Source organism: Caldicellulosiruptor bescii DSM 6725, from assembly GCF_000022325.1.
GTDB lineage: Bacteria > Bacillota > Thermoanaerobacteria > Caldicellulosiruptorales > Caldicellulosiruptoraceae > Caldicellulosiruptor > Caldicellulosiruptor bescii.
Map to the genome: position 1 here is coordinate 295,566 of NC_012034.1, position 13,072 is coordinate 308,637.

9 protein-coding genes and 1 pseudogene are annotated in these 13,072 nt (G+C 34.1%); 8 read left to right on the plus strand and 2 right to left on the minus strand.

Going from position 1 to position 13,072, the window contains the following annotated elements; translation table 11 throughout:
* The first annotated feature begins 8 nt into the window (after window positions 1–8).
* The 8 genes from ATHE_RS01215 to ATHE_RS01250 all read left to right on the plus strand — a co-directional run bounded on the left by ATHE_RS01215 (window position 9) and on the right by ATHE_RS01250 (window position 11,889).
* The gene (locus ATHE_RS01215; protein WP_015906866.1) at window positions 9–1,241 is read left to right on the plus strand and encodes a TIGR02678 family protein; all 1,233 of its coding nucleotides are present in this window, start codon (window positions 9–11) and stop codon (window positions 1,239–1,241) included.
* On the plus strand, window positions 1,225–5,277 hold the full coding sequence (locus tag ATHE_RS01220) for a TIGR02680 family protein (RefSeq protein ID WP_015906867.1): 4,053 nt from the start codon (window positions 1,225–1,227) through the stop codon (window positions 5,275–5,277). The genes ATHE_RS01215 and ATHE_RS01220 overlap by 17 nt, the downstream gene beginning before the upstream one ends.
* Window positions 5,274–6,542 carry a TIGR02679 domain-containing protein gene (locus ATHE_RS01225; RefSeq protein WP_015906868.1) on the plus strand — a complete coding sequence of 423 codons (1,269 nt, stop codon included), beginning with the start codon at window positions 5,274–5,276 and terminating at the stop codon, window positions 6,540–6,542. The genes ATHE_RS01220 and ATHE_RS01225 overlap by 4 nt, the downstream gene beginning before the upstream one ends.
* Before the next feature lie 321 nt (window positions 6,543–6,863).
* Complete coding sequence (locus ATHE_RS01230) at window positions 6,864–9,068, plus strand: peptidase domain-containing ABC transporter (RefSeq protein ID WP_015906869.1); 2,205 nt, start codon at window positions 6,864–6,866, stop codon at window positions 9,066–9,068.
* Window positions 9,065–10,465 carry an HlyD family efflux transporter periplasmic adaptor subunit gene (locus ATHE_RS01235; RefSeq protein WP_015906870.1) on the plus strand — a complete coding sequence of 467 codons (1,401 nt, stop codon included), beginning with the start codon at window positions 9,065–9,067 and terminating at the stop codon, window positions 10,463–10,465. The genes ATHE_RS01230 and ATHE_RS01235 overlap by 4 nt, the downstream gene beginning before the upstream one ends.
* Window positions 10,466–10,537: 72 nt before the next feature.
* Window positions 10,538–10,783 carry a hypothetical protein gene (locus tag ATHE_RS01240; RefSeq protein WP_015906871.1) on the plus strand — a complete coding sequence of 82 codons (246 nt, stop codon included), beginning with the start codon at window positions 10,538–10,540 and terminating at the stop codon, window positions 10,781–10,783.
* Between the two features lie 17 nt (window positions 10,784–10,800).
* Window positions 10,801–11,025 carry a hypothetical protein gene (locus tag ATHE_RS01245; RefSeq protein ID WP_015906872.1) on the plus strand — a complete coding sequence of 75 codons (225 nt, stop codon included), beginning with the start codon at window positions 10,801–10,803 and terminating at the stop codon, window positions 11,023–11,025.
* A gap of 333 nt (window positions 11,026–11,358) precedes the next feature.
* On the plus strand, window positions 11,359–11,889 hold the full coding sequence (locus ATHE_RS01250) for a CPBP family intramembrane glutamic endopeptidase (protein ID WP_015906873.1): 531 nt from the start codon (window positions 11,359–11,361) through the stop codon (window positions 11,887–11,889).
* Here the strand turns inward: ATHE_RS01250 and ATHE_RS14880 are convergent.
* Together ATHE_RS14880 and ATHE_RS01255 are read right to left on the minus strand one after the other, a co-directional pair.
* Window positions 11,875–12,368: pseudogene (locus ATHE_RS14880) on the minus strand (ISNCY family transposase); the annotation flags it as partial. The gene ATHE_RS01250 and the pseudogene ATHE_RS14880 sit on opposite strands and share 15 nt — an antisense overlap.
* A 134-nt stretch (window positions 12,369–12,502) precedes the next feature.
* Complete coding sequence (locus tag ATHE_RS01255) at window positions 12,503–13,039, minus strand: hypothetical protein (RefSeq protein ID WP_015906875.1); 537 nt, start codon at window positions 13,037–13,039, stop codon at window positions 12,503–12,505.
* Between the last annotated feature and the right edge of the window lie 33 nt (window positions 13,040–13,072).

Genomic DNA, 13,072 nt, shown 5'->3' on the forward strand with positions numbered 1-13,072 from the left:
GCAGAAAGATGAAAAGTGCACTTTTAAAATTACTTGAAAACTTTTGGATTTTAAAAGAAAAAGAGGTTGAAAACTATTATGAGTGTAAAAACATTGGCAAAGAGTTAAAAGACTTTATAGTTACCAAACTGGGACTTAAATTCTATGCTACATCTGACATAGTCAGACTTGAAAAGATACCACTTGTTCCAAGAGAGTACATGGGTATTCTGGAGTTTGAAGAGCCGAAAGACTATGTATTTTTCTGTCTTGTTCTTGCATTTTTAGAGGACAAGGGCAAAGACACTCAGTTTTTGCTTGAGGATATCACGCAGTATATACGGTCGAATTATCCTTACGAAGAAATTGATTGGACTATGTATTCTGATAGAAGGTCGCTTATAAGAGTTCTTAAGTTTTGCGAAAAGATGGGGCTAATTAAAATAGATGATGGCAATCAAGAGCTGTTTGTGGAAAGAGCTGATGTAGATGTACTTTATGAATCAACAGGGCTATCAAAGTACTTTATGAGGACATTTCCTAAAAGCCTTGTTGAGTATTCGTCAGTCGAAGAGATTTTAAATAGCGAGTTTGAGTTTACAAATGGACTTTCTGACCAAATCACTGATATAAAGAGAATAAAAGCCTACAGAGGGCTTTTGATAGATGGAATTGTAGACTTTGAAAATGAAGCACCACTTTATTACATTAAAAAGCAGAAGACAACAATTTCACAGGACCTTGAAAAGTTTGTACCAGAGCTTGAGCTTCACCTGTTCAAGTCGTTTGCATATATTAGCGTTGAGGGAGATTACAGATATACTTACCCTGACAATTCAAATATATGCGATGTGTTACTTTTGTGTTCAAAAGAGATTTTTGAAAGGGTAGAAAAGGGTGAGCTGAGGCTTTCACCCCCACATGAGATGCTTGAAATTTCGCTTGACCACTTTAAGCTAATTGTGGAGAATGTCAAGAAAAAATACGGAAATTTTTGGAACAAGGAGTGGAGGGAAAAGTCAACAGAGAAAATATTTGAAGAGCTTTTAGAGTTTTTACAGCTTCATAATTTTGCAAAGACAAATGAGGATGGGTATCTTGTTATATCACCTATTTTTTTGAGAGTTGTTGGTGAATATCAGGACTATGAAATAAATAATCAGCTTTCTGTTAAAAATGAGAGTACAGTAAGATCGTTTGAGGATATAGAAGATATAAATGTAGATGGAGGTTTATATTTTGAAGATGAGCAAGGAAAATAGATGGGTGCTCAGCAGAGCCGGAGTTTTCAACTACTGGTATTATGACGAGGAGTATTTTGACTTTTTCGATGGCAGGATGCTTATTCGTGGTGCTAATGCTTCAGGCAAGTCTGTGACAATGCAAAGTTTTATTACCCTGCTTTTGGATGGCAATTACCACCCATCCAGGCTTGACTCTTTTGGCTCAAATGCGCGAAAGCTTGAAGACTATGTTCTTGGTGATCAGGGGCCTGGTCAGAAAAATGAGGCAATAGCCTATCTTTTTCTTGAGTTTAAAAAACAAAATGTATTTGTATCCATAGGTATGGGAATAAGAGCGAAAAGAGGTACAAATCCTGATACTTGGTATTTTGTTTTGACGGATGGAAGAAGATTTGGTATAGATATATTCTTTTATGAAAAGATAGGAGACCAGAAGATCCCACTTACCAAAAAAAAGTTTGAAAATCTTTTAGGAGACGGTGGGAAGGTATTTTCAGCTCGAAAAGATTATATGGAAGAAGTCAATAAAATATTATTTGGTTTTGAAGACACAGAAGAGTTTGAAAATTTAATTGAACTGATAGTTCGAATAAGAGCGCCAAAGCTTTCAAAAGATATAAAACCTGATTCTGTCTATAAGATGCTTCAGGAGTCTTTGCCAGCTCTTTCTGAGTCAGACTTGCGTAGCCTTTCTGACTCAATAGAAAATATGGACAGAATTCAAACAGAGCTTAAAAATCTTGAAATTATAAAAGATGTGTTAGAAAAATTAAAAAAGGTTTACGATGAGTACAATAAGCTTTTGCTTGCGCAAAGTATACTTAACGTGCTTGAGAAGAGCAAAGAATATTTTAGTCTTAAAATAGATCTTGAAAAAGCTCAAGCTGAGGTTGAGAAAAATAAGGAAGAAAAGCTTAAGATAGAAGAAAAAATAGGAGAGCTAAAAAAAGAACAAGAGTCTTTGACATTGAGGCTTGAAAGTATAAAAGAAAACGATATATTCAAGCTACAAAAGGAACTTTTAAATATAAAAGAAGAGCTCAAAGAAGTTGATGAGCAGAAAAACAAAAAGCTTTCCCAGATAAATTCAGCTTCTCAAAAGCTTGAGAAAGAAAGACAACAGCTTATCGCTTTAGAAGAAGAGCTTGAAAAGTACAAAAGAAAAATAAAAGATAGCGTCGAAGAAGGCAAATTGCTAATCGAATCAATTGGTTTTCAGAGATTTTTAGAAACGCTTGATATGTATCTTTTTGGACAGGGAAGTCTTGACATTTTAAAAGACGAAATTTCATCTTTCTTATATCAGGTGGAGATAGTACTTAAAAATTATGAAAAATTAGCTGAAATCAAGAAAGATTTAGACGGCTTTTATAAAAATCTTGATATGAACAAGGCAGAAGCACAAAAGATTGAAGAAGATATACAAAATCTTTTGCTTCAGCTTGAGGAAATAAAAAATAGTCTGAAGAATGCTATTTCTATTTACTTTGAACAAAATGAGGTTTTCAAAGCTTTAGATGAGCAGAGAACAGCAATTTTCCAGGCAATAAATAGTTGTGAGAAAAAAGGTGATTATGTCAGAATATATTCAATCTTAGATGATATTTATAAGTTTCATTATCTTGCTATCTCAGATACAATAAGAAGGCTTGAGTTTGAAATAGAAACGTTAAATAACAAAATTAAAGCTAAAAAAGAGGAAATTGAAAAAATAAAAAGCCAGAAAGATGATGAAATTATACTTTCACCCCAGCAAAAGAAAGTAAGAGACAGGCTTTTACAAAAAGGGGTGCCATTTATACCTTTTTATATGGCTGTGGATTTTAAAGACGGTGTGGACGAAAAAAAGAAAGCTATCATTGAAGATGCCTTGAACTGCCTTGGTATTTTGAACGCTTTGATTGTTCCAGAAAAGTACAGAGATGTTCTTTCAGAACTTATGGATGATGAAAAAGAAATGATTCTAATTTCAAAACCTGCATATTTTTCGCATACGCTGAACGAGTTTTTAGAAGTTGCCAACTTTGACGGACCTGCCGAGCTAAAACAGGAAGTGGCAGCTGTGATTGACAGCATTTTTGCTACCGAAAAAGATGATGGTATTTATATCTGTGAAGATGGAAGATTTGGTAATAGCATCTTAAAAGGCAGAACAACTACATGCGAAAATGCAAGGTTTATAGGAATTGAAAATAGAAGAAGATACAGGCAGATGCTAATATCACAGCTGGAAGATGAAATAGCTAAACTTTCAGTTGAAGTAGATAATAAAAAACAGGAGAGAAACGCACAAAAGGTATTGCTTGAAAAGTTACAAAACGAGAGAGACAGTTTCCCTTCATTAATTGACCTTGACACTGCATTTGAGATGATTGAAGAAAGAGAAGATAGAAAATCAGACATACAAAAAGAGATAGAGTTTTTGGAAAAAAAGATAAGAGAGCTTCTTACTAAAGAAAATAATTTAAAACATGAGATTTCTGTCATTGCAACAAAGCTTTCTGTTACAGCAGCAAAAGATAATTTTTTGAAGCTAAGTAAAGATGCTCAAAAACTTAAAAGTTTGCTTGTTGATTTAGAAAACCAAGTGGAAAAAGAAAAATTGGTTTCAAGGACATTAGACTTACGAAAAGATCAAATCCTACAAATAGAAGAAAATATTCAAAATTTAAGCTTCGATTTGCAGGTTTTAAAAACAAGATGGGAAGGCTTAGAACTAAAAAAAATAGAAATTGAAAAAAGACTCTCAAGTGATGATGCTCAAAAGCTTTTTGAAGAACAGCAAAAGGCAATTGAACGGCTTGATAGTATTCCTAAGGAGATAGAAAACTTCAACAAAGATCTTCAGGATAAAGTTGCAAAAATTTCGCGATATGAAGCACAAATTGAGACAAAAGCTTCGCAGCTCGAAAAAGCTAAAATGGAGTACACAAATAGCCTTGAAGTGTTGAAGATAGAACTTTCTTTTGGTTTTGTTTGCAGGGAAGAAAATCTTGAGGATGAGAGCAGACTTTTAGAGTTTGCAAAGGAAAAAAGTAGCTTTGCCAATGAATATAAATCTAAGGATTTAAATCAGGTTTTACAAAAGCTTATTGCTACACACTATGAAGCACAAGTTCAGCTTGCAGAGTTTGGTGCAAATCTTTTTCTTAAAGAAGATGAAAAAACCAGATATTTAAGATATTTGTGGACTGCTAAGAAGGATGGAAGATTGCTTTCGCTTTATGAATTTTTAGAGAGAATAGATTCTGAAATAATCGAGAAGAAAAATCTTATCACCCAGCAAGAAAGAGAACTTTTTGAAGAGGTTTTGGCAAAAGACATAGGCTTTAAAATCTCGCGCAAGATAATGCTTGCCCAGGACTGGGTAAAGAGAATGAATGAGCTGATGGACGGCATGGACCTTTCAGGAAATCTTAAATTCAGACTTTCGTGGGAACAGAAGAAACAGGAACTTGAAGATGAACTTTCAACATCAGAACTTGTAAAACTTATTAGTAAAGACCCGGCAACAACTTCAGATACCGACAGACAAAAGATTGTCAAGCATTTTAGGGCACGTATTGAAAGAGCAAAAAGGCTTCATGACTCACCTGAAAGTTTTCGAAGTCTTTATGAGATAATGAAAGAAATTTTGGATTACAGGCAGTGGTTTGAATTTAGACTCTACTTTCAAAGAGGTGAAGATAACAGAAGAGAGCTTACAAACAATGCATACGACAAGTTTTCTGGCGGTGAAAAAGCGCTTTCTATTTATGTACCTCTTTTGGCAGCGCTGTGCGCAAAATACCAGAGTGCTGCAAGCTATGCACCACGTATAATTGCGCTTGACGAGGCGTTTGCCGGCGTTGATGAGAACAACATTGAAAAGATGTTTGAACTAATAGAAAATTTAGAGTTTGACTATATCATGAACTCTCAGATTCTATGGGGAGATTACAAAACAGTGCCAGGACTTTGCATTTATGAACTTATTTCAGACCGAAGCAAAGGCTGTGTTCTCAAAGTAAAATACATCTGGAACGGGTACAAGAAGGTGTTGGTGGAGATATGACAAAAGATAAGATTTTCGATGAGTGTGTAGAGTACTTTTCAAAGCCAGGATTTAAGCGTGCGCTGAAGCTTATTCATAGTAAGTATAGGTCTTTGGGGCGATTTTCTGGCAAGATTATTTTAGAAAATCCATCTGAAGAGGAAAAAGAGACTTTATCGCGGTATCTTAGAAGGGTTTTGAGAGGCGAGAAGGTTGTCATTGATGTAAAAGACTTTACCGTGACAAAGTTTCAGGACACTAAGTTCTCAGGGCTTGATTTTAAAAGCATTCTGTCAGCAGTTTTGAGAAAAGAGGTTATCACCAAAAAAGAAGAAAAGGAGTTGAAAAGTGGAAGGATATTAAAGTTTTTTAAAAGTTTGTCAGCACATTTTGAGGGTGATGAAAATGCTGCAGAGGTTTTAAATGCTTTTAAAGAGAATTTCAAATCATTTGAGAGCTTTTATAAAAAGTATTCACAAGAAGAGTTTTTAGAGATAATGAAAAAGGTCATAGAAGCAATTTTAAAAAAACCACAAAGCCCTGAGACTTTGGCTATTTTTGCAACAAGGGTTACAGGCAACCCTCACTTTTTTGATGATGAGCAAGATGCAGGAAAGATATTTTTAAAGCTTTTGAGCATTATAAACGGTAGAGAGTTTCCCCAAAATGCAGAGGAAAAATCAGAACTACTTTTTGGTAACAACATCTTAATTGATGAACTTTCAAACTGGTGCCTTTTGTATAACATTGGCGGGTATATTGAAGATGGAAAAGAAGATGAAGGGCTCAAGTACTTTAGCAATCAAAAAAAGCCTATTATCTTACCACTTTATACTATAAAGGATTATAAAGGATTTTTTGCATACTCAAATAAGCTTGTGGTTGTTGAAAACCCTGCTGTATTTTCTGCGATTGTGCAAAGAGTCCCAGCTATTTCTGCTGTGTGCACAAATGGGCACCTGAGGCTCTCAAGCAAGATAATCATTGGAAGCATTGCAAAGACAAATATATCTTTGCTGTACTCAGGCGACTTTGACCCAGAAGGGCTTTTGATTGCAGACAGAGTAATTCAAAACTTTGGTGCAATGCCACTTTGTATGGATGAAGTCCACTATTTTTTGGCACTGTCTGAAAATAAGATAGATGAAAGGCGCTTAGAGATGTTAAAGAATGTAAAAAGTGCTCAGCTACAAAGCGTCTGCAAGAAAATGAAGGAGCTTCAGCTTGCTGGGTATCAGGAGAGGATTGTGGATAGGATTGTTGAGAAGCTAAAAGTTAATATTTAACAGCTTCCCCAATCTACTAGAACATATTTCTGACATCATGAGATGACTGTATTTTTAACTATTTGCGAACTTACCCTTGTTATAAACTCAAGAAAATTTAAGAAAATTTAAGCTATTTAAAGAAAAGTATATTCTAAGCTCAAAATTTAGTTGAAAATGGGCTAAAAAAAAAAAAACGAGATTGACAGAGTGAAAATGTATAAGATAAAATTTGCATAGAAATTCCAAGAAGATGTTTACAGAAAAAATAGCTTGAGTACAAAACAGCCTAAATAAGAAAATAAAGAAGCAAATATATCAAAAATCAAGTGGGATGAAGAGATGAGGAAAAGATACTATTGTGTAAAGCAGCATGATATAACAGATTGTGCAGCAGCAAGCTTAGCAACAATTTGTTTGCAATATGGAAAAGAAGTATCGATAGCCAGAATAAGGCAGATGGCAGGTACAGACAGGTTTGGCACCACAGCATATGGAGTTGTAAAAGCGGCAGAAAAGCTTGGATTTGAAGCAAAAGCAGTCAGGGCAGAAGCAAAAGAAGCAATATTTGAAAAAATACCACTTCCGTGTATAGCACATGTACTGATAGATGGCAAGCTATTTCATTATGTTGTAATACATGAAATAAGAAAAGAAAGGATAGTAATAGCAGACCCGGCAAAAGGAATAGTTAAGCTAAATCCAGAAGAGTTTTTTAAGATATGGACAGGCATTTTGATACTTCTTGTACCAAATGAGAGGTTCAAGAAAGGAAAGCAAGAGGGAGTTTTGAAAAAGTTTTTCAAGTTATTGAGACCACAGAAGGACTTGATATTGAATATTTTTGCAGTGTCAGTTGTATATACCTTGCTTGGGATAGCGGCAGCATTTTATTACAAGTTTTTGATGGATGATGTAATACCGAATCTTTTGAAGAATACACTTCACATTATAGCAGCAGGTGCGATACTGATTACAATATTCAAGGTGATATTAGGGGCATTCAGGGTAAGGCTTTTGATACATTTAAGTCAAAGATTAGATATTAAGCTGATGCTGGGATATTATGAACATGTGATAGAGCTTCCGATGAGTTTTTTTGGTAGCAGGAAGATAGGGGAGATAATATCGAGGTTTATGGACGCATCAAAGATAAGGGATGCAGTATCTGGTGCAACTTTGACGCTAATGATAGACAGCATAATGGCAGTGGCAGGCGCAAGTATTTTATACCTGCAAAATTCCACACTGTTTTTTATAGCGCTTGTGATGGTTTTGCTATACGCAGCAGTAGTGTTTGGATTTAACAGGGTATTGAAGGAAGCGAACAGGCAGGAGATGGAAGACAATGCAATTTTGACATCGTATTTGGTAGAGTCACTGAATGGGATAGAAGTAGTAAAGGCATTTAATATAGAAGAGGATGTAAATTTTAAGACAGAGAGCAAGTTTGTAAAGCTATTAAAAGATGTGTTTAAGGTAGCGAATTTAAACAATTTGCAGAGTAATATAAGCAGCGCAATAGCAGCGGTAGGAGTTATGGTAATACTATGGGTTGGTGCACACAAAGTAATAAATGGGCAGATGAGCATAGGGGAGTTGTTTACGTTCAATGCACTGCTTGCATACTTTGTAGACCCGATAAAGAACTTGATAGGATTGCAGCCGATGTTGCAGACGGCGATAGTTGCAGCCGAAAGGCTGAGCGAAATTTTGGAACTTGAGAGTGAGTTTCAAGATGACGAAGAAAGGAAATTATCACCCAGTTTGAAGGGTGATATAGAGATAGAGGGTTTGAACTTCAGATACGGTACAAGACAGCTTGTGCTGAGGGATATAAATCTTAAGATAAGAAGAGGAGAGAAGATAGCGATAGTAGATGAAAGTGGTTCAGGTAAGACCACGTTAGCAAAATTGCTTTTAGGATTTTATGATTATGAAAGCGGAGAGATAAGAATAAATGGCTATAACTTAAAAGATATAAACAAGAAGCATTTGAGGGAGAAGATAGCATATATATCTCAAGACATCTTTTTGTTCAGTGGTACGATATTTGAGAATTTGGTATTAGGCAACAGGAATATAAAAATGGAAGATATAATTGAAATAAGCAGATTAACCACACTGGATGAGTTTGTATCAAAACTTCCTTTGAGATACAATACCATGATAGAAGAGAATGGAGCTAATTTGTCAGGCGGGCAGAAGCAGCTAATAGCAATAACCAGGGCACTTTTAAAAAATCCTGAGATAGTGATAATGGATGAAGCGACCAGTAATCTTGATTCTGTAACCGAGCAGGCGATAGGAAAGGTAATAGAGAAGGTATGTGAGGGGATAACCACTATAATAATAGCGCACAGGCTATCCACTATTTTGAAATGCGACAGGGTTGTGGTAATGCATGAAGGCAGGATAGTAGAGGTGGGAACGCATGAGGAGCTGATGAGAAAGAAAGGGTATTATTATAACCTGTGGAGAGAGCAACTGATGGGACTTGAGCAAAAAGGGCTATGGGATTTGGTTGGGAGTGCAGCTGGAGGATGAGAGAAGTAATATATGATTTTAGTGAACTTAAGGAAAGCAAGCTTTTGTATGAATTAGAGATTCCAAGGTATGGACTTTTTATTACATATATTTTGCTTGCCTTAGTGATAGGACTTGTTTTGTGGAGTGTGGTAGGAAAAATTGATATAAATGTAAAGGTTCAAGGAATAGTAAGACCATTAGAAGATGAAGCAAAGGTTGTAAGTTATGTTGGAGGGAAGGTAAAAGAGGTTTTTGTAAAAGAAGGTGAATATGTAAAGAAAGGTGATATTTTATTTAAGATTGATGATGAGGAGTATGTAAAGAGGAGGGATTTTTTGAAACAGCAACTTAGCGAATATGAGAAAAGGATTGATGATTTGAAAGAATTGAGAAAAAGCATAGAAAAAGGCGAAAATCTTGGGAATAAAAATAATGCATACTATTTGAGGTACTTGAGCTATAGTTATGAGATAAACAAATTAAAAAAAGCAGCAGAAGAAGCAAGAGTACAAAGAGAATACAGTATAATGGATTTTAAAAAGCAGATGGAGAGTTTGGATGAGAAGATTAAAAATATCGATAAATTTGAAAGCACGTTAAAAGAAATAAAGGAAGTTGTAAGTAAAGGTGAGCAAGTTAAGCTAACAAAATACGACATAGGGTATTTGGAATTTATATTAAGTGAAATAGAAGTTTACAATCAGCAGGTGAAGACAAAATTGGATGGTAGTAATATACATAATGAGATTTTAATATTGAAAATAGATTCAAAGCTTGATGAGCTGAGGCAGTCAAAAAGTGAGATAATTTTACAGAAACAGAAAATAGAAGGGCAGCTGAAACTGCTAAACATTTCAGGTGATGATACAAAAGAAGAAATTGAAAAGTATAAGTTTGATGTACTACAGCAGATTGATAATGAGATTAATAATTTAACCAGTGAAATAAAGAATTTAAAAATCAGTTTAGAGGAAACAGAGAGATTGATAGAGAGTTGTAGTATAAAAGCGGAAAAAGATGGATATGTGGAATACAGTAGCGAAATACTCAATGGTGCAGCAGTAAATAGCGGAGCTGAGATTGGCAGGATAGTTGGCAGTGGGTCAAGAGGATTTAGGGTTATTGGATACATACCAAACACAAAAGGTGGTAGCATAGAAATAGGGCAAAGAGCAAAGGTAAAGATAGCAGGAGCAGATGGGTTGAAAGTAGTGGAAGGAAAGGTTGTAAGGGTATCGCAGGATATAAAGGTAGCAAGCCAGAGTGGGCAAGGGTTTTATGAGGTTGAGGTAGAAGTAAAGAAAGTTCCAAAAGGTATTAATTTGAGGGCAGGGCAAGCATGTGAGATGAGCATAGTGTCTAAGCAGGAGCGGTTGATTGAATGGGTATTAGATAAGTTGGGATTGAGGTTATGAGGATAGGCAACAACCCTTCTATCAGCCGGCTGTGGGGGTTGGGAATATAAAAAAAAGGAGGTATTAAGTGTTATGGCTAATTTGTTTGTAGATGCTGAAAATCTTTTTAGTATAAATGGCGGTGGAATTGCTTATGACAGTGGGAAAGTTTGTGGGGTTTTATGTTATAATTGGGGAAAAAAGTCTATCGAAATTGGTATGAATATACGTGAAAATATTATAGAACCTTTAGAAAAAAGAGCAATGTTGTTTTTTGCAATTATAAATGAATTGCCCAGGATACAAATAGAATTATTAAAATTATACTTGACAAATTAATAGTAGGAGGATAAAAAATGGATAATTTAAATATTATTGAAGAATACGAATTACACAAAATTGAAGGTGGGAATTTTCTCAGAGAGGCTGGAAAATACTTAGATTGGTTTTCTCGGTTATTACCGGTTATAGAGTTTGCATATGAGTTTAATAAAGGATTTTGGGATGGTTATTACGAAGTTGCCCAAAGAGATAGTAGTTTTGGTGGTGGAAGTTCTAGAGGTCATGGAGCCACAAGATAAATATTTTAAAAGGGGAGCAACATCAGTTTTTATATGCGATGTTGTTCCCTTTTGCCATTAATTATTTTAGTATTTAAAAATGAAAGGAAGTTGTTTGAAGTGAACAACGTAAAGAATTATGGTATTAGCAAATATATTATTTTGTTTTTTATCTCTAACTTTATCACGTATAGCATTATCCAACTTTTCAGTTTAAGACATTTGATAGTAAAATTAATTGTTTCCTCTGATATAATCACAGGGATACTAATCATCTTTTTTTGTCGGAAAGAATTAAAGGAAGTTTTGTCAAGAAAAACCAATACAAGAAGTAATTGGAGGTTAACAATATTAATGTTTATATATGGCGTGTGCTATTCATTAGCAATGTTATCGTTTTATACTTTCTTAGGTATAGACAAAATTAATGTAGAGCGAGGGGAGATTAGCCTTGAGATTGCAAAATTTATCTATAGTAATAAATTAATGGGATTTTTGTCTATTTGCATAATAGCACCCATTATAGAAGAAATATTGTTTAGAGGTCTTATTTTTCGAAGTTTATTAAAAACAAATAGCTTAATTATGTCAGTTATTATAAGTTCAGCAATATTTGCTTTCTTCCATTTAAATTTTAAACAGGGAATTATTGCTTTTGGATTAGGATTGTTATCATCTGTAATGTATTTTTACTATGGTTCTATATTTTATCCCATAGCAATTCATATGGGACATAATTCTACTGTTTTATTAATTGCAATTTTGATTGGGACTAATTTTAGTAATTTTTTTAGCTTATTGATGTTTTTTATTTCATTGAGTTTAACTGTTATAAACACGATAATTATAAGTTGTGTAAAGAAAAGAAACTTAAGTACATTCTAATTCTAACATGAATTTGAAACATAACATAATAATAGTAAGTTTAGAACAATAAAGTTTAATAGCAAGAGAGAGAATAAACAGCAAGAGGAAAGATATAGCAGAGAGTGAGAAATCAGAAAACAATGAAATATGGTCACGTGTGGGTATGATGTCAGAGCCCATGTAGGATTTAAGGTGAGCAACAGTATACTCGATAACAATACGTTTTTTGTAAAGGTTTAATAATTCTTGGGAGTTTCTATTGATACCAGGGGAAAGAACGAAGGTTATCATAGTATATGTAACTATTGTACCCGACTTAGAAGAAATACAGGGCTGAGGGCAGGAACAGGTGCATTTTCTGCTTTTGTAAGAAAACAGAGGACAGACCAATTTAAGGCATGTTGAGCGGTTTTTGCATTGGCAAATACCTTCTGGTTTAAAAGTGAGATTAAATTTTTGCATAAAGGTATGTTATTATTAGAAATAATAATATAAGGAAGGTTTAAAATTTATTATACCTAAGGCACAGTTTTATTTTAACACCTAAAAAGCCAAATATGGTCAATTTCTAACAATAAAGACATATTTATAACTGAAAAATTTCTCTTCAAAACTCCTGACGTTACCCTACTCAAGAGTTACATTTTATTAAAAATCTGGGATATATTATAATAGCATTGAGTTGGTCTGTTTCAGGATTTACAATTAATGAGAAAAATTCATCCGTGTATTTTATCCTCCCTATTGGCATATTATCATTCAGTGAATAGATAGATATATACTTTTCTTCTGGATTTAGCGTGATGACAATGGAAAAGTTTTTTAAAAAATAAAACTCTTCTATTAGTTCTTTAGCAGGAATATTAATTGGCAGTTCGAAAAAAGAGATTTCGTTGGTTCCTATATAGTGTTTTATAAAAAGTTTTTTAATTGGTAGTAAATAGGTATGGAAGGGGGAGTACAATAAAAAGTATCTGTGGTCTTCTCTATATACTGGGCGTATTTTTTCTGATGGAAAGGGTAGAGATCCTATGTAAGTACACTTTTTTGTTTCTAAATCGAAAGAAAAGATGTCGGTTATATTTGTCAAAAAGTTTTCTTTTATGTAAGGTATAAATGGAGAATCGATATACTGAGAATAACTTTTTATACTGTAAAAAAAAGCCATAATTAAGTTTTCCATAATGTAAAAAGCTTAATG

Bases quoted from the DNA above. Each gene is read 5' to 3' on its own strand.
- ATHE_RS01240 (WP_015906871.1), top strand. From the start codon at position 10,538: ATGGCTAATTTGTTTGTAGATGCTGAAAATCTTTTTAGTATAAATGGC.
- ATHE_RS01230 (WP_015906869.1), top strand. From the start codon at position 6,864: ATGAGGAAAAGATACTATTGTGTAAAGCAGCATGATATAACAGATTGT.
- ATHE_RS01235 (WP_015906870.1), top strand. From the start codon at position 9,065: ATGAGAGAAGTAATATATGATTTTAGTGAACTTAAGGAAAGCAAGCTT.
- ATHE_RS01225 (WP_015906868.1), top strand. From the start codon at position 5,274: ATGACAAAAGATAAGATTTTCGATGAGTGTGTAGAGTACTTTTCAAAG.
- ATHE_RS01215 (WP_015906866.1), top strand. From the start codon at position 9: ATGAAAAGTGCACTTTTAAAATTACTTGAAAACTTTTGGATTTTAAAA.
- ATHE_RS01220 (WP_015906867.1), top strand. From the start codon at position 1,225: ATGAGCAAGGAAAATAGATGGGTGCTCAGCAGAGCCGGAGTTTTCAAC.
- ATHE_RS01245 (WP_015906872.1), top strand. From the start codon at position 10,801: ATGGATAATTTAAATATTATTGAAGAATACGAATTACACAAAATTGAA.
- ATHE_RS01255 (WP_015906875.1), bottom strand. From the start codon at position 13,039: ATGGCTTTTTTTTACAGTATAAAAAGTTATTCTCAGTATATCGATTCT.
- ATHE_RS01250 (WP_015906873.1), top strand. From the start codon at position 11,359: ATGTTTATATATGGCGTGTGCTATTCATTAGCAATGTTATCGTTTTAT.